Here is a 15,493-nt window from a genome sequence, read left to right on the forward strand (position 1 = left end):
TAGGACGGGCGGACTAGATCAGTGCCCGGATCGCGGCAATGGCGTCATCAGCCTTGGAGCCGTCCGGCCCACCGCCCTGGGCCATGTCGGGACGGCCGCCGCCGCCCTGCCCGCCCAAAGCCGCCGTAGCCGACTTGATCAGCGTGCCGGCTGCATAGCGGCTGGTCAGGTCATCGGTAACGCCTATGGCCACCGTACCCTTGCCGTCCTCGCCCTTGAGCACCATGACCACCACGCCCGAGCCGACGCGTTTCTTTTCCGCATCCACGACCGACTTGATGTCCTTGGCGGCCACGCCCTCGACGACACGGCCGACAAAGGTCACACCATTGATGGTTTCGCTGGCATCGCCGCCGGCGCCGCCACCGCCCAGCGCCAGCTTCTGGCGAGCATCGGCCAGGGCCTTCTCCGCGTTTTTGAGCTGGTTCTGCAGGGCCTCGATGCGGTCGAGCACGTCATGCGTGCCCGAGCGCAACAGTCCGGCCGCCGAGGCCACAATATTGGTACTGGTATTGCCGCGATGGCGGGCCGCATTGCCCGTCAGCGCCTCGATGCGGCGCACCCCGGCGGCAACGGCACCCTCGGAGACGACCGAGACCAGGCCAATATCGCCCGTGCGGCGCACATGGGTGCCGCCACATAGTTCCACCGACCAACCAAGGCCATTGCCCGACGGTTCGCCCATGGACACCACGCGCACTTCATCACCGTATTTTTCGCCGAACAGCGCCCGAGCGCCCGATTCCTTGGCCTCATCGACACCCATCAGGCGCGTCTCGACCGGGCTGTTCTGGAGAATGATCGCATTGGCAATATCCTCCACCTCGGCCATTTCCTGCGGCGTCATCGGCTTGGTATGCACAAAGTCAAAGCGCAGGCGGTCGGCCGAAACCAGCGACCCTTTCTGGGCAACGTGATCGCCCAGCACCAGGCGCAGAGCCTCATGTAGCAAATGGGTGGCCGAGTGATTGGCACGGATCGCCGAGCGGCGCTCGTGATCAACGATCAATTCGACGGCCTGCCCGCGCTTGAGCGTACCCTCGGTGACCTTGACCTTATGGGCGAAGACGCCGTGATGCTTGCCGGTATCCAGCACCTGGGCGGCAAAACCTTCGCCCTTGATCACGCCACTATCGCCGACCTGGCCACCGCTTTCGCCATAAAAGGGGGTCTGATTGACCACCACAATGCCGTCCTGACCGGCAGCGATCGCGTCGACTTCGCTTCCCTCGATCAGAAGCGCCTTGACCTCGCCCTCGGCGACCTCGGTCTCATAGCCGAGAAATTCGGTGGGGCCGAGCTTGTCGGCCAGGCCATACCAGACCGTATCGGTAGCGGCCTCACCCGAACCGGCCCAATTCTTGCGCGCCTCGGCCTTCTGCTGGGCCATGGCGGCGTCGAACCCGGCCTGGTCGACCGAAATATTGCGCGACCGCAACGCATCTTGGGTCAGGTCGAGCGGGAAGCCATAGGTGTCATAGAGTTTAAACGCGGTAGCGCCATCGAGCACGGCTCCCTCGCCCAGATCGGCGGTCTCGGCCTCGAGAATCTGCAGGCCACGGCCCAGCGTCTTGAGGAAACGACCCTCTTCGAGGCGCACGGTCTCAGCGATCATGGCCTCGCCACGGCTGAGCTCAGGATAGGCCTGGCCCATTTCACGCACCAGTGTCGGCACCAACTTGTGGATCACCGGCTCATTGGCACCCAAAAGGGTCGCATGGCGCATGGCACGGCGCATGATGCGCCGCAGCACATAGCCGCGGCCCTCATTGGAGGGCAGAACGCCCTCGGCAATCAGGAAGCTCATGGAGCGCAAATGGTCGGCAATGACGCGCAGACTGCGATTGCCCGGACCGTCAATATCGGCATTGGTGGCATTGGCCGCAGCCCCGATCAGTGCCCTGAACAGATCGATGTCATAATTGTCGTGCACGCCCTGCATGACCGCAGCAATGCGCTCGAGCCCCATGCCGGTGTCGATCGAGGGACGCGGCAGGCCAGTGCGAGACCCATCGCCATGCTGCTCATATTGCATGAACACCAGGTTCCATATCTCGATCCAGCGATCGCCATCTTCCTCGGGCGAACCCGGAGGGCCGCCCCAGACCTTATCGCCGTGGTCGTAGAAAATTTCCGAGCAGGGACCGCAGGGGCCGGTGTCGCCCATCTGCCAGAAATTGGACTTGGCCCCGAGACGCACAATGCGGTCTTCGGACAGGCCAGCAATCTTTTTCCAAAGCTCGAGGGCCTCGTCATCGTCCTCGTAGACAGTGACCATGAGCCTGTCTCGAGGCAGCGCCCAATCCTTGGTGAGCAGGGTCCAGGCCAGTTCGATGGCGCGATCCTTGAAATAATCGCCGAAGGAGAAATTCCCCAACATTTCAAAGAAGGTGTGGTGGCGCGCAGTGAAACCGACATTGTCGAGATCGTTATGCTTACCCCCGGCGCGTACGCATTTCTGCGCCGTCGAGGCCGTTGAATAGGGACGCTTTTCGACCCCCGTAAAGACGTTCTTGAACTGCACCATGCCCGCATTGGTGAACATCAGCGTCGGATCGTTGCGCGGCACCAAAGGGCTGGAGGCGACAGGTTCGTGGCCGTTCCGTGTAAAGTAACCGACAAAGCTGGAACGAAGATCGTTTACGCTGGTCATGCAGAGGCTTTCTTGGGCGAGAATGCGAACGCATCCTTGGAAGAATTTTGAGGCTTTCTATCCCGCAGGACTTGGCCCTGTCCAGCATCGTGGCACCCCCAATCCCGCCTAAAAGGCAAGAAAAAGGCACCGGATAACCGGTGCCTCAAAGCAATGCATGGGATCGTCCGGACCGATCAATCCTCGCCGCTGTCGCTGTCGTCGCCGCCATCGACCAGAAGGACCTCGCCCAGCAACCCCGAACTCTCGCGCACACCCTGTTCGATCGTGGCAGCGATTTCGGGATTGTCCTTGAGGAACTGACGCGAATTCTCACGCCCCTGCCCCAGCCGCTGGCTGTCCCAGGAGAACCAGGCGCCGGACTTTTCGACAATGCCCGACTTGACGCCCAGATCGAGCAATTCGCCAGTCTTGGATATGCCCTCGCCATACATGATGTCGAATTCGACCTGACGGAACGGCGGCGCCAGCTTGTTCTTGACCACCTTGACGCGGGTCTGGTTGCCGACGATCTCCTCGCGATCCTTGATCGCGCCGATACGGCGGATATCGAGACGCACCGAGGCATAGAACTTCAGCGCATTGCCGCCGGTCGTGGTTTCGGGCGAACCATACATAACGCCGATCTTCATGCGTATCTGGTTGATGAAGATGACAAGGCACTTGGACTTGGAGATGGACGAGGTCAACTTGCGCATGGCCTGGCTCATCAAGCGCGCCTGCTGGCCGGGTAGGCTGTCGCCCATTTCACCTTCCAGTTCGGCGCGCGGCGTAAGCGCGGCAACCGAGTCGACCACCAGAACGTCAATGGCGCCCGACCGCACCAGCGTATCGGTGATCTCCAGGGCCTGTTCGCCGGCATCGGGCTGGGAGATCAGCAGATCATCGACATTGACGCCAAGCTTGCGCGCATAGACGGGGTCCAACGCATGCTCGGCATCGACGAAGGCGCAAATGCCACCCTTGCGCTGCGCTTCGGCAATGACGTGCAAAGCCAGCGTGGTTTTGCCCGAGCTTTCCGGCCCGAAAATTTCAACGATACGGCCCTTGGGCAGCCCGCCAATGCCGAGCGCGATGTCCAGGCCAAGCGAACCGGTCGAGATCGCCTCGACCTCAATGGCCGAGTTCTCACCCAGGCGCATGATCGAGCCCTTGCCGAAATTCCGCTCGATCTGGCTCAGCGCTGCGGCAAGAGCCTTATCCTTGTCCATCGATCCACCCTCAACGACGCGAAGCGGCGAAGCTGCCATAATGCTGTCTCCTTATTTCACGCTCCCGGGGCCCATGCAACGAGAGGTGATCAATGCCAGATGTCTTCAATTCGTGCTTTATTTGTTCTCATTTTGTTTCATTTTCGTCAAGAGACAAAATGAGAACAAAACATCCAGCAGCAAAGGACCGCACCGCCGTGCAGATAGAGCGATTCTGTTTGACCGTCAGCCCGGGCAGAAAAGTATGATTTTTGACTGGACAGTTGCCCACCGGAACAGTTTTATGCCGCCAACGCCAAACCGGGGACCACTCATGCATCTGATCCAGTACTATGACGACAAGGGGAATCGCGCCGTCGGCGTGACGCATAATGGCGAGACCCGCCGGGTCAAGGGCGTCGCCAGCGTCTATGAACTGGTTCAGGGCGCCTTTGCGGCCACGGGCGGCCTGCCCGCCGCCATCGAGACCCGCGGGCTCGACGAAAGCATCGACCGGCAGGCCCTGGCACACGAAGGCCGGCTGCTGGCCCCGATCGATCATCCCGATCCGGCCCATCTGCATGTGACAGGCACGGGCCTGACCCATCTCGGCTCCGCCGCCACGCGCGACGCCATGCACAAGGCCAATGGCGAGAAGCCGGCTGGCGAATTGACCGACAGCATGAAGATGTTCCGCATGGGGCTGGAAAACGGCAAGCCGGCGCCCGGCGAAAAGGGCGTGCAGCCGGAATGGTTCTATAAGGGCAATGGCCATATCGTGGTCAATCCAGGCAGCGCCATCCCCTCCCCCTCCTTCGCGCTGGATGCGGGCGAGGAACCCGAAATCGCCGGTATCTACGTCATCGATCCCGAAGGCCGGCCGCGTCGCCTCGGCTTTGCCCTGGGCAATGAGTTTTCCGACCATGTGACCGAGCGGATCAACTATCTCTATCTGGCACATTCCAAGCTGCGCGCCTGCTCGTTCGGTCCCGAACTGCGCATCGGCGACTTGCCCCGCCATATCGAGGGCATGTCGCGCATTCTGCGCAATGGCGAGGTTCTGTGGGAAAAGCCTTTCCTCTCGGGCGAGGACAATATGAGCCACACCATAGCCAATCTCGAATATCACCACTTCAAATATGACCTGTTCTGCCAGCCGGGCGACGTGCATGTGCATATGTTCGGCACGGCAACGCTGAGCTTTGCCGACGGCATTTCCACCAAGCCCGACGATGTCTTCGAGATCGAGGAAAGCCAGTTCGGCCTGCCGCTGCGCAATCCTGTGCGCGTGGAAGAGGAAAAGCCGGTGGTGATTGCCGGGCTCTACTAGTTCCGCCCCATCCTGCCGAGGGTTTTATCGCCGGGCTCGTCCCGGCGATTTCTTTTTTGGGGCATGGACGCCGGCCGCACATGCCGCCCCGTCTTTACTCGCCTCAACTAACATGTCAGTTATGCCCCCGCTCTGACGGAGGATGGACATGAGTGCGCATAGCTTCGAAAAACGCCGTATCGCCCAGACCGAGCTGGAGGTCACGACCTTGGGACTGGGTGGGGCGAGCCTGGCGGGCATTTTTTCAGCCGTGCCGGCCGAGCAGGCCCGCGCCACCGTCAACCATGCGCTCGAAATCGGCATCAACTATGTCGATACGGCTCCCCAATATGGCCTGGGTCGTTCGGAACATCTGGTGGGCGATGTGGTGCGCGAGGCCAATCCGCGCCCGATCATCTCCACCAAAGTGGGGCGCCGCCTCACACCGGTCGATCCCATCATCCAGGACAAGGGCAACTGGATTGATCCGCTGCCTTTCGATCAGGTCTATGACTATTCCTATGACGGCATCATGCGCTCGCATGCCGACAGCCTGCAGCGGCTGGGCCTTGAAAAGGTGGACATTCTCTATGTCCACGATATTGGCGTGGCCACCCACGGCGTAGAGGGCAATAAGCCGCTCTGGGACCAGCTTGCCTCGGGCGGCTACGAGGCCCTGCGCGAATTGCGTGACGGTGGCACGGTCAAAGCCATCGGGCTTGGCGTCAATGAATGGGAAGTCTGCATGGACGCCTTCGCCCTTGGCGATTGGGACGTCTTCCTGCTGGCTGGCCGCTACACGCTGCTTGAACAGACGGCGCTTGCGCCCTTTATGACCACCTGCATCGAGCGCAAAGCCTCGGTCGTGGTCGGCGGCCCCTTCAATTCCGGCATTCTGGTTGGGGGCGACAAGTTCAACTATGCCAAGGCGCCCGACGAAATCGTGCAGCGGGTACGCGCTATTGAAGCGGTGTGCAAATCCTTCAACGTGCCCCTGCCCGCCGCTGCTCTGCAGTTCCCGCTGACCCATCCGGCGGTCTGCAATGTGCTGCCCGGTCCGCGCTCGCCGGCGGAGCTGGACGGGATCATGGACTGGTGGACCATCCGCATTCCCGATGCGCTCTGGTCGACCCTTGCCCAGGAGGGCCTTTTGGCACCCGGAACGCCGGTGCCCGGCGGCACGGCTTGACGCGACAACAATATCGGCCATATGAATAACTATATGGTTTTGTAACTGGATCGTTGTGAATGATCGACACTGCACGTCTCGACGCCACTTTTCATGCCCTGTCCGACCCCACGCGCCGGGCCATCCTGGCGCGATTGGCCGCGGAAGGCGATGTGACAGTTATGGACCTGGCCGAGCCATTCGCCATGAGCCAGCCGGCCATTTCCAAGCATCTCAAGGTGCTGGAAAAGGCGGGGCTGGTGTCCCGCGGCCGCGACGCCCAGCGACGACCGGTGCATCTGGAAGCCCAGCCCCTGGCCGAGGCCACCGGCTGGCTGATCGAATACCGCCAATATTGGCAGGCCCAGTTTGGCCGGCTCGACGATCTGCTGGCCGAGTTGCAGCGCCTGGAGACAACAGCAGGTAAGAATTAGGAGGCAAGTGATGCAGTTTGGTGACCCGCTCTCGGTGACCACGCCGAGCGATACACAGATCGTTATCGAGCGGGGCTTCGTCGCGCCGCCACACCTGGTCTATGCCTGCTATACCCAGCCCAGCCTTATTCGCCGCTGGCTCACCGGCCCGGATGGCTGGACCATGCCGGTCTGCATCTATGATGCGCGTAGCGGCGGCACCTATCGCTTCGAATGGCACGGGCCGGGTGGCGAGGGCTTTCTGGCCGTCTCCGGCGAAATCAATCAGATCGATGCGATCCGCTACATTGACAGCCAGGAAGAGTTTGACGGCGGCGTCATGGGCCCCGCCTACCGCGCCGAACTCGCTTTTTCTCTGGAAGGACAGGGCACCAAACTGGTCAACACCTTGACCTATACCTCCCTCGCCCATCGCGACATGGCCACATCGACCGGCATGGCCGAGGGTATGGAAATGAGCTTCAAGAGCCTGGATCGGCTGCTGGCCAAGGAACAAGGCTGAACCGGCGCCCGGCGCGGATTCATCAATTCAGGTCTAGGGCGTAAGCCTTTAGAAATTCGAACGGAATCAAGTCCAGGACGCGCTGGTTCGTCGCGCGCAGATAGACGCGCGGTGCCTTACCGGCATTATGTGCCTGCGCCCAGCGATTGGCGACCAGACACCAGCGATTGCCCGCCGCGAGGCCCGGAAAGCTGAACTCCGGCCGCGGCGTCGAGAGATCGTTTCCAACGCTCTGGGAATAGGCCAGGAACTCGTCCGTCGCCGCTATGCAGACCAGATGCACCGCTCTGCCGTCGGGGCCGGCGAAGCAATGGCCATTGCGGAAATAGCCGGTCAACGGATCGTGCGAGCACGGCTGCAATGGCTCGCCCAGCACATTGAACTCGACCGGGTCTTCGATACGGACATTCACAATCATGCTCCCAGCGTGCCGAACCTTTGGCTAAGGATCCGCGCGTGACGCTTGGTTGTGGGCCTAGCTGTCGCCCTTGTCCATCCGCCGCAGCACTTCCTTGACCTTGGAATTGATCTGGTCGAGCGAATAGGGCTTGGGCAGGAAATCGACGCTCTGGTCGTCCTCGATGTCGCGGCGCACACTTTCCTCGGCATAGCCGGACACGAAGATTATCTTGAGCCTGGGCATCTTGTCACGAATGACCTTGAGCATGGTCGGCCCATCCATTTCCGGCATGACGACGTCGGAAATGATGAGATCGACTATATAATCCAGGTCCTCGAGCACTTCGATCGCTTCTTCGCCCCCATCGGCCTCGAAGACTTCATAGCCAGTGGCGCGCAGGGCGCGGGCGGAGAAGGCGCGCACGCTTTCCTCGTCCTCGACCAGAAGGATACGCTCGTGACCGGTGAGGTCTTTCGCCGGCGCGGCCGCCGCAGCCGCCTTGGCAGCGGCCTCCTCGGCGGTGGGCACATAGCGCGGCAGGAAAATCTTGAAGGTCGTGCCGACGCCGACGGTCGAGACCGGGTAGATAAAACCTTCGGTCTGCTTGACGATGCCATAGACCGTGGAGAGGCCGAGGCCCGTTCCCTTGCCCAATTCCTTGGTGGTGAAGAAGGGCTCGAAAATCTTGGCCAGAACCTCCGGGCTCATCCCGGTGCCGGTATCCTCGACATCGATCAGCACATAGTCCGCCGGCACCATGCCCTCGAACTTCATGGTCGCCGCTTCCGCCTCGGTTACATTGGACGTTCGCAGGGTGATCGAGCCGCCATTGGGCATGGCGTCGCGCGCATTGACCACCAGGTTGATGATCACCTGTTCGAGCTGCACCACATCGGCGCGGACCGGCCAGATATTGCGGCCATGCTCGACCGTGAGATTGTTTTTCTCCCCGATCATGCGCTTCAAAAGCACCGTCAGATCATCGACGATCAGCGGCAGTTCGAGCACTTGCGGGCGCAGCGTTTGCCGGCGCGAAAAGGCCAGAAGCTGGCGGGTTAGGCCGGCAGCGCGATTGGCGTTCTGCTTGATCTGCATCAGCTCGTTGAAGGACGGATCGCCCGGCTTGTGCTTGAGGAGCAGTAGGTCCGAGAAGCCGATAATAGCGGTCAGCAGATTGTTGAAATCGTGCGCCACGCCGCCGGCGAGCTGGCCGACAGCCTGCATTTTCTGGCTCTGGGCGAATTGGGCCTCGAGCTTGCGCTGGTCCGTCATGTCCAGCGCATAGACATTGACCTGCTCCGGCGAACCGGCGCTGACCTCGGAGGCCGAGATATAGAGCCGCACGGCATGATCGCCCTCGACGCTCAAGGCGGCATCGACCGGTTCGACCTCCGAGCGCTGCGCGGTGGCGTCGCTGAGTGCCTTGGCCAATTTGTCCCTGCTGCCTTCGCCGATGAGATCGCGCAGGGGCTGCAATTCGAGGCTCTTGTCCTCGCCCGACCAGTGGAAAATGCGCCCGAACGGCGCATTGGTGCGCACGATGCGGCCTTCGCCGTCCAGCGTGGCAATGGCAAAGGGCGTATCGTTGAAAAAGCGCGAGAAGCGCACTTCGGCGGCGCGTAATTCTTCCTCGGTATCCGGCGCGCTCGACATGTCGAGCACCAGAGTGCGCGTCTCACCCAATTCGCCATCGGCCAGGCGTGCGGCGCGATGCAAGAGACGCACCGGCAGGGCCGTGCCATTGCGGCGAACAAGGTCGATATCGATGATCTCGGTGCGGATTTCCCCGTCGCCCCTGCCCCGCATCAATAGCGATGCCCCATCGCCGCGCACAATATCGGTCAGCGCCAATTGGCCGGCATTGAACTCAGCCAGGTCATAGCCCAGCCAATCGGCCAGCGTGGAGTTGAGATATTGGATCTGCCCATGCGCATCGGCCGAGAAAAAGCCGGAGGGCGAATGGTCGAGATAGTCGATAGCGCGCTGCAGGTCGCGGAAGGCGGTCTCGTTATTCTCGCGGTCGCGGGTAATGTCTTCTACCGACCAGGCCACCAGCGGCCTGCTTCTGTCCCCGATATCGGGCAGCGGCCGCACCGACACGCGATACCAGAACACTCGGCTCGCCTCGGACTGCGATCCGCCCAGCCCGCCGGGCACGCGGATATCCTCGATGGCGCTGCGCCCATCCCGCGCCGCCTTCGACACCCGATAAATCGCCTCGCCCGCATCGGCATGGCCGGAAAACAACCGCGGCACGCCCACCGGCACACCATTGGTCATGGCCCCGGGAAAGCTGCCATAATGCTGGTTGACGTAAGTGATCTTGCCCTCGCGATCGGCGATAAGCGCCCCGAACGGAAGACTGTCGACCACGGCATGGCTGAGCGTGCGGCGATCCTCGCTGCCGGCAAAGCGGAAGAGGCCCGCCGCCAGCCCGAATAGGAAGAAAACACCGGCAACGGCCAGAAGGCCGACAAAACCCATGACCAGTTCGGACGGAATACGCTCGCCGAAGAGCGAGAAGATCACCGCCACCACGACCAGGCCCAGACCGAGAAGGGCAACGCGCCACAATCCCGCACCACCACGACCCGAATCCAGAACCGGTTCGGGGTAGCTGTCCTCGCCAATGGGCGTCGATGCCATCAGGTTCTGCTCCGGGCAATACGTCTCGTCCCGAATCGGGACATCAGGAAAGGTCTAGCAAATGGACCGGTCCGGTGGGAGGGCGAACCGGCTTTTCAACATGCTAGCGGCGTCACGCGCTTGGCCGCCAACCGCCGCCCGGTTTCTTAAGGCGCATCACGAAGCCGATGACCTCGGCCACCGCCTTGAAATGCTCGGCCGGAATGGTCTCGTCGATATCGACAGAGGCAAATAGAGCACGCGCCAATGGCGGATTTTCGACAATGGGCACATCATTGTCCTTGGCCAGCTCGCGAATGCGCAAGGCGATGGCGTCGGCGCCCTTGGCCACGCATTTGGGCGCGGCCATGTCCTTTTCGTATTTGAGCGCAACGGCAAAGTGGGTCGGGTTGGTGATGACCACAGTGGCATCGGGGACCGCCGCCATCATGCGTTTGCGGGCTCGATCCTGACGCAATTGGCGAATGCGGCCCTTCACATGTGGGTCGCCTTCCATCTGCTTATATTCCTCGCGCGTCTCCTGGACGGTCATCATCTGCCGCTTCCACCACTTCTGGCGGACGTAGAAATAGTCGGCGGCGGCAATGGCGGTGATGACGGCCAGAACGGCCGCGAAAATCTTGATACCGATTTCCTGGAAGTCGATCAGGATCATGATCGGATCGGCCGTCACCATCGTATCGAGCCGGTCCCTCTCGGGCCAGCAGACGGCCACCACGATGGCACCAACGACCATGATCTTGATCAGCCCCTTGCCAAAATTGACTAGGGCATCGGTCGAGAACAGACGCTTGGCCCCGCCGATCGGGGAAATCTTGGAGAGCTTGGGCGTGATGGGATCGACCGACCAGACAAGCCGGTGCTGCACCAGATTGGCGAGAATGCCGCACACCATCAGCACAGCAAGCGGGATCAGCACCACCCCGATCACCGCCAGGGCCAGCCCGTTGAAGAAATCGGCAAAGCCGGCGCCCTCGACGTCGAACTGATCCGCATTCATGAAAATCAGGCTCAGCGATTGGCTCAACTGGCTGCTGATCCAGGGCGATAACATGGCAAAGACAATGCCCGAGCCCATCAGCATGAACCAGGTGGTTACCTCCTGGCTCTTGGCGACATCGCCCTTCTTGTGGGCGTCCTCGAGCTTTTTCTGGGAGGGATCTTCTGTTTTGGAGTCTTGATCGGGGGCTTCATCCGACATGGGCTACCCCCGCCACATGGCCAGATGATTTTCAAAGGCGGTGATATACCAGCCCATCATCATCACAATCAGGATCGCGAACAGCAGCAGGCCGACAATAATATTGGCCGGCATGAGGATGAAATAGACCTGCAATTGCGGCATAAGCCGCGCCAGGATGCCGGCGCCAAGATTGAACACCAGGCCGAAAACGATGAAGGGTGCGGACATCTGCACGCCCACGGCAAAGGCCCCGCTGACGGTGCGGATGGCCAATTGCATCGCATCCTCGAACATCAGCGGGTCAGTGGGTGAGAACACCACATAGCTGTCGTAGATGGCCGCCAGCGCCATATGATGCAGGTCGGTGGCAAAGATCAACGTGATACCGAGAAACGACAGAAAGCTGGAAAACACCGCCCCTTGCACGCCCATCTGGGTTGGATCGGCAGCCAGCGCGCCGGACAGACCGGTCTGGAAGGCAACAATGGTGCCCGCCACCTGCGTAGCCATGACGGTAATGCGCACAATGGCACCGATGATCAGCCCCACGGCCAGTTCATGAACCAGCAGACCGACCATGCCGGCAAGATCGCCGGGCATGGCGGGAATGACGCTGCCCAGCAGCGGAAACACCACCAGCGTAAAGGCCAGCGCAAAGCTGAGGCGCAAGCGCACCGGAATGGTCTGCTCGCCGAGCGCCGGCATCAGCATGAGCATGGCGGCAATCCGCGCAAACAGGATGATATAGGTAAAGGCCGTCGCCGGAAGCCAATCGAGGCTGATCGTCACGTCAGCCGCCCACGATGATCATATCGACCACCCGGTTCATGAAGCCGGCCATAGTGGCGCCCAGAAATGGCAGGGTGATCAGCATGGTCACGAAAATGGCGATGATCTTGGGCACAAAGACCAGTGTCATTTCCTGGATTTGCGTCAACGCCTGGAACAGCGCGATCACCACGCCCACCAGCAGCCCGACCAGCATCATCGGCATCGACACGATAATCAGCGTCCAGATGCCCTGGCTGGCAATGTCGAGCACTTCTGCGCCGGTCATGGCTCAAAACCTTCGTCGATTCGGCTCGTAGTCTAGCAGAGCACGAGCCCCACCCGCACCTCCGGGCCGTCCTCGGTCTGGACCCGAGGACCATTATCAACATCCATTGCGCTCGTGCTGGCCTTCGGTCGAACCCGAGGGCAGCCCAATGGGTGCCGGGCGCTTCCGGCTAGATCGGCATCCGCATGATTTCCTCATAGGCAGAGATAACCTTGTCGCGCAGCGTAACCATGCTCTCGATGGCCATTTCGGTTTCCGAAAGCGCGGTCACCATGTCGACCACATTGGCCTTACCGCTGACCATATCGAGCGCCATCTGGTCGGTAGCCTTACCCTGATCCACCACGCCCTGCACGTTCTGCGCCAAAAGTTCGGCGAAATTGCCGCCCGGCGAAGCCACGCTGGCGGTGAGGTCGGCATTGGGCTTGGCGGCCTGATTGATCAGCCGGCTCGCATTGTTATAGGCGGCGGTCGCCGCGTTGAACGGGGTATTGTTGACAGCCATCACGCTTGCCTTTCTCGATTATCAGCCGCGCAGGATATCGAGCGTGCGCCCGAGCATCTGGCGGGTCACGGTGACCACGTTGAGATTGGCCTCATAGCTGCGCTGGGCCTGTCGCATGTCGACCGTCTCGATCAGCGTGTTCACATTGGGATATTGCACATAGCCGCTTTCATCGGCGGCCGGGTGGCCTGGCTCATAGCGCGAGGTAAAGGCGCTCATGTCATAGGCGAGCCGCCCGATCTCGACCACGCGGCCGCCCACATCGGCGTCATAGCTGGTTTCAAATGTGGGAATGCGGCGCCTATAGGGTTCGTCGCCTGGCGCCTTGCCCGCAGAATCGGCATTGGCGATGTTTTCGGCGATCACGCGCATGCGGGCCGTCTGGGCATGCAGCCCGGTGGCGGCGATACGGAGCGAGGAATTGAAGTCCATGGCTTATCCTCTAGACGTTCTTGCCTAGCGCCACGCGCAGGATGCGCATGGATTTCTGATAGAGCGTGGTCGCGGCCTGATAATCCATCATATTGGTCGTGACCTTCATCATCTCGTCTTCCAAGGTTATGCCATTGCCTTCCGGCGTGACCTCGAAATTGGCCATGCGCTGCGCATCGAACGCAGCGCCCTCGCCCGAGGAGGCAGAGAAATGCATGGGCTGGGTGACGGTGGTGACAACGGCGGATGAAGCCATCATTCCCTGCCGCTCGGTAAAGTCATATTGCTGAAGGTCCCGCCCGCGATATCCGGGGGTCTCGGCATTGGCGACGTTTTCAGCCAACAGGCCTTGACGGGCCTGGTGCCAGCGCATCTTGTCGGTCAGCGCCGAAAAGACTGGCATGTCCATTAGGCCCATGGGCCAAGCTCCCACACCCGGTTTCATTAGGCAATTCTTGCCGGGTGAATGGTTAACCAAGCGTTAAGTACCCTTAAAAGCACCCGATATCGGTTGCATTCTGCATATTTCTTGCGCCAGGTAGGCAGGAAATGCCGCCTGACGCGGCCAACACCTATTGCCCCACCCGGAATCGCGCTATGTGCGTGAACCAATCTGAAATGCTCTGGAGACGCGGTCCTTGCAATTCATTACCGGCCTGTTCGGCGGCAGCGGCAATGCCGTCCTGACCATGGTTCTCGCACTCGGCATCGTCCTGGTGTTGATCGTGCTGGGTGTCTGGCTTTTGAAGCTGATCTCCAACGTATCGGGCAATGCCGTTCGCGGGCGAAACCGGCGGCTGGCGGTCGTCGACACGCTGGCCCTGGATCAGAAACGCCAATTGCTCATCGTGCGGCGTGACAATGTCGAACATCTGATCCTGACTGGCGGACCGCAGGACGTGGTCGTCGAAACCGGCATTCCGGTCGCCGAGGTGGCGCCCGCCCCGCCGGCGCGACGCGGCCTGCCGTCCCTTTCGGCAAAAAAATCATCAGGCCCGGCCATCTCGCCGGCCTCGGAAACGCCGCCCGAGACTGAAGTGCCGCCGGCGCCCGAACCCGCCAAGCGTCCGCCACGCTCCTTGCGCCATACAGGCCTGCTCCGTCCCGTCAGCGTGCAGGACCCCACGCTAACCGTGCAAAACCCGGACACACCAGGCGGGCCTGCCGACGACTCAGCTAAAGAGGACGGAAACGAGATGGCGAGTGAAGGCGAAGCGCTTGAACACCAGAAAGGCGAGCAGGCCAATCGGAGCTGATCCGGCGCGCAAGACGCGCTGGCGGTTGCTGCTGCTGCCACTGCTGACCGCGGCCGGTCTCCTGACCCTCTGGTCCAGCGGTGCCTCCGCGCAAGATCTCTCCATCAATTTCGGAGACGAGACCACGCTGACGGAGCGGGCCATTCAGCTTATCGGGCTGATCACCCTGCTCTCGCTGGCGCCGTCGATCCTGGTGATGGTCACCAGCTTCACCCGTATCGTGGTGGTGCTCTCTCTCCTGCGCACGGCCATCGGCCTACAAACGGCGCCGCCAAACACGGTCATGGTGTCGCTGGCACTGTTTCTGACCCTGTTCATCATGCAACCGACCCTGCAACAGAGCTACGAGCAGGGCATAGCGCCGCTCATGGCCGGGCAGATCGAATTCGCCGAAGCCTTCGACGCCGGTGTCGCACCGATTCATGAATTCATGCGCAGCAATGTGCGTGACCGCGACCTCGAACTCTTCTACGATCTGTCCGAGGCCACCCCGCCCGACGAGGCCGAGGCCATTCCGCTGCAATTGCTCATTCCCGCCTTCATGATCTCGGAATTGCGCCGGGCCTTTGAAATCGGTTTCCTGCTCTTCCTGCCCTTCGTGGTCATCGACATGGTCGTGGCCTCGGTGCTGATGAGTATGGGCATGATGATGCTGCCGCCGGTGGTCATCTCCCTGCCCTTCAAGTTGATCTTCTTCGTGCTGGTCGATGGCTGGTATCTGGTGGCCGGCTCGCTGGTCCGCAGTTTCACGGGCTAGA

At 61.2% G+C, this 15,493-nt stretch carries 16 protein-coding genes; 6 read left to right on the plus strand and 10 right to left on the minus strand.

Translation table 11 applies throughout. From position 1 onward, the window contains the following. Positions 1-13: 13 nt before the first annotated feature. Together alaS and recA are read right to left on the minus strand one after the other, a co-directional pair. On the minus strand, positions 14-2,653 hold the full coding sequence (alaS, locus tag V8Z65_RS10365) for an alanine--tRNA ligase (RefSeq protein WP_338719719.1): 2,640 nt from the start codon (positions 2,651-2,653) through the stop codon (positions 14-16). Positions 2,654-2,829: 176 nt separating this feature from the next. Continuing rightward, positions 2,830-3,903, minus strand: a complete 1,074-nt coding sequence (gene recA / locus V8Z65_RS10370) for a recombinase RecA (protein WP_338719721.1) — start codon at positions 3,901-3,903, stop codon at positions 2,830-2,832. A gap of 274 nt (positions 3,904-4,177) precedes the next feature. Between recA and araD1 the strand changes: the two genes are divergently transcribed. The 4 genes from araD1 (at position 4,178) to V8Z65_RS10390 (ending at position 7,256) form a co-directional block, all read left to right on the plus strand. After that, positions 4,178-5,173, plus strand: coding sequence for an AraD1 family protein (araD1, locus tag V8Z65_RS10375; protein ID WP_338719723.1), 996 nt, complete (start codon positions 4,178-4,180; stop codon positions 5,171-5,173). 148 nt (positions 5,174-5,321) lie between these two features. Continuing rightward, positions 5,322-6,341 carry an aldo/keto reductase gene (locus tag V8Z65_RS10380; protein ID WP_338719725.1) on the plus strand — a complete coding sequence of 340 codons (1,020 nt, stop codon included), beginning with the start codon at positions 5,322-5,324 and terminating at the stop codon, positions 6,339-6,341. A gap of 59 nt (positions 6,342-6,400) precedes the next feature. Beyond that, positions 6,401-6,754, plus strand: coding sequence for a metalloregulator ArsR/SmtB family transcription factor (locus tag V8Z65_RS10385; RefSeq protein WP_338719727.1), 354 nt, complete (start codon positions 6,401-6,403; stop codon positions 6,752-6,754). A 10-nt stretch (positions 6,755-6,764) separates the two neighbouring features. Beyond that, positions 6,765-7,256, plus strand: a complete 492-nt coding sequence (locus V8Z65_RS10390; protein ID WP_338719729.1) for an SRPBCC domain-containing protein — start codon at positions 6,765-6,767, stop codon at positions 7,254-7,256. A 22-nt stretch (positions 7,257-7,278) separates the two neighbouring features. On the opposite strand, the gene V8Z65_RS10395 is transcribed toward V8Z65_RS10390, so the two are convergent. The 8 genes from V8Z65_RS10395 to flgB form a co-directional block, all read right to left on the minus strand. Further along, complete coding sequence (locus tag V8Z65_RS10395; protein ID WP_338719731.1) at positions 7,279-7,674, minus strand: DUF2237 domain-containing protein; 396 nt, start codon at positions 7,672-7,674, stop codon at positions 7,279-7,281. A gap of 57 nt (positions 7,675-7,731) precedes the next feature. Then, complete coding sequence (locus V8Z65_RS10400) at positions 7,732-10,302, minus strand: response regulator (protein ID WP_338719733.1); 2,571 nt, start codon at positions 10,300-10,302, stop codon at positions 7,732-7,734. A 112-nt stretch (positions 10,303-10,414) separates the two neighbouring features. Further along, the gene (flhB, locus tag V8Z65_RS10405) at positions 10,415-11,503 is read right to left on the minus strand and encodes a flagellar biosynthesis protein FlhB (protein WP_338719735.1); all 1,089 of its coding nucleotides are present in this window, start codon (positions 11,501-11,503) and stop codon (positions 10,415-10,417) included. A gap of 3 nt (positions 11,504-11,506) precedes the next feature. Next, positions 11,507-12,274 carry a flagellar biosynthetic protein FliR gene (fliR, locus tag V8Z65_RS10410; RefSeq protein ID WP_338719738.1) on the minus strand — a complete coding sequence of 256 codons (768 nt, stop codon included), beginning with the start codon at positions 12,272-12,274 and terminating at the stop codon, positions 11,507-11,509. A 1-nt stretch (position 12,275) separates the two neighbouring features. Continuing rightward, positions 12,276-12,542, minus strand: a complete 267-nt coding sequence (gene fliQ / locus V8Z65_RS10415) for a flagellar biosynthesis protein FliQ (RefSeq protein WP_338719740.1) — start codon at positions 12,540-12,542, stop codon at positions 12,276-12,278. 169 nt (positions 12,543-12,711) lie between these two features. Then, positions 12,712-13,047, minus strand: a complete 336-nt coding sequence (locus V8Z65_RS10420; protein ID WP_338719742.1) for a flagellar hook-basal body complex protein FliE — start codon at positions 13,045-13,047, stop codon at positions 12,712-12,714. A 21-nt stretch (positions 13,048-13,068) separates the two neighbouring features. Then, positions 13,069-13,479, minus strand: a complete 411-nt coding sequence (flgC, locus tag V8Z65_RS10425) for a flagellar basal body rod protein FlgC (RefSeq protein ID WP_338719744.1) — start codon at positions 13,477-13,479, stop codon at positions 13,069-13,071. A 10-nt stretch (positions 13,480-13,489) separates the two neighbouring features. Beyond that, on the minus strand, positions 13,490-13,888 hold the full coding sequence (flgB, locus tag V8Z65_RS10430) for a flagellar basal body rod protein FlgB (protein WP_338719746.1): 399 nt from the start codon (positions 13,886-13,888) through the stop codon (positions 13,490-13,492). Positions 13,889-14,117: 229 nt separating this feature from the next. Between flgB and V8Z65_RS10435 the strand changes: the two genes are divergently transcribed. Together V8Z65_RS10435 and fliP are read left to right on the plus strand one after the other, a co-directional pair. Next, positions 14,118-14,735, plus strand: coding sequence for a flagellar biosynthetic protein FliO (locus V8Z65_RS10435; RefSeq protein ID WP_338719748.1), 618 nt, complete (start codon positions 14,118-14,120; stop codon positions 14,733-14,735). A 28-nt stretch (positions 14,736-14,763) separates the two neighbouring features. Then, the gene (fliP, locus tag V8Z65_RS10440) at positions 14,764-15,492 is read left to right on the plus strand and encodes a flagellar type III secretion system pore protein FliP (RefSeq protein ID WP_338724004.1); all 729 of its coding nucleotides are present in this window, start codon (positions 14,764-14,766) and stop codon (positions 15,490-15,492) included. Position 15,493 lies beyond the last annotated feature (1 nt).

Source organism: Devosia sp. XK-2 (assembly GCF_037113415.1).
GTDB lineage: Bacteria > Pseudomonadota > Alphaproteobacteria > Rhizobiales > Devosiaceae > Devosia.

Bases quoted from the DNA above. Each gene is read 5' to 3' on its own strand.
- alaS (WP_338719719.1), bottom strand. From the start codon at position 2,653: ATGACCAGCGTAAACGATCTTCGTTCCAGCTTTGTCGGTTACTTTACA.
- recA (WP_338719721.1), bottom strand. From the start codon at position 3,903: ATGGCAGCTTCGCCGCTTCGCGTCGTTGAGGGTGGATCGATGGACAAG.
- araD1 (WP_338719723.1), top strand. From the start codon at position 4,178: ATGCATCTGATCCAGTACTATGACGACAAGGGGAATCGCGCCGTCGGC.
- V8Z65_RS10380 (WP_338719725.1), top strand. From the start codon at position 5,322: ATGAGTGCGCATAGCTTCGAAAAACGCCGTATCGCCCAGACCGAGCTG.
- V8Z65_RS10385 (WP_338719727.1), top strand. From the start codon at position 6,401: ATGATCGACACTGCACGTCTCGACGCCACTTTTCATGCCCTGTCCGAC.
- V8Z65_RS10390 (WP_338719729.1), top strand. From the start codon at position 6,765: ATGCAGTTTGGTGACCCGCTCTCGGTGACCACGCCGAGCGATACACAG.
- V8Z65_RS10395 (WP_338719731.1), bottom strand. From the start codon at position 7,674: ATGATTGTGAATGTCCGTATCGAAGACCCGGTCGAGTTCAATGTGCTG.
- V8Z65_RS10400 (WP_338719733.1), bottom strand. From the start codon at position 10,302: ATGGCATCGACGCCCATTGGCGAGGACAGCTACCCCGAACCGGTTCTG.
- flhB (WP_338719735.1), bottom strand. From the start codon at position 11,503: ATGTCGGATGAAGCCCCCGATCAAGACTCCAAAACAGAAGATCCCTCC.
- fliQ (WP_338719740.1), bottom strand. From the start codon at position 12,542: ATGACCGGCGCAGAAGTGCTCGACATTGCCAGCCAGGGCATCTGGACG.
- V8Z65_RS10420 (WP_338719742.1), bottom strand. From the start codon at position 13,047: ATGGCTGTCAACAATACCCCGTTCAACGCGGCGACCGCCGCCTATAAC.
- flgC (WP_338719744.1), bottom strand. From the start codon at position 13,479: ATGGACTTCAATTCCTCGCTCCGTATCGCCGCCACCGGGCTGCATGCC.
- flgB (WP_338719746.1), bottom strand. From the start codon at position 13,888: ATGGACATGCCAGTCTTTTCGGCGCTGACCGACAAGATGCGCTGGCAC.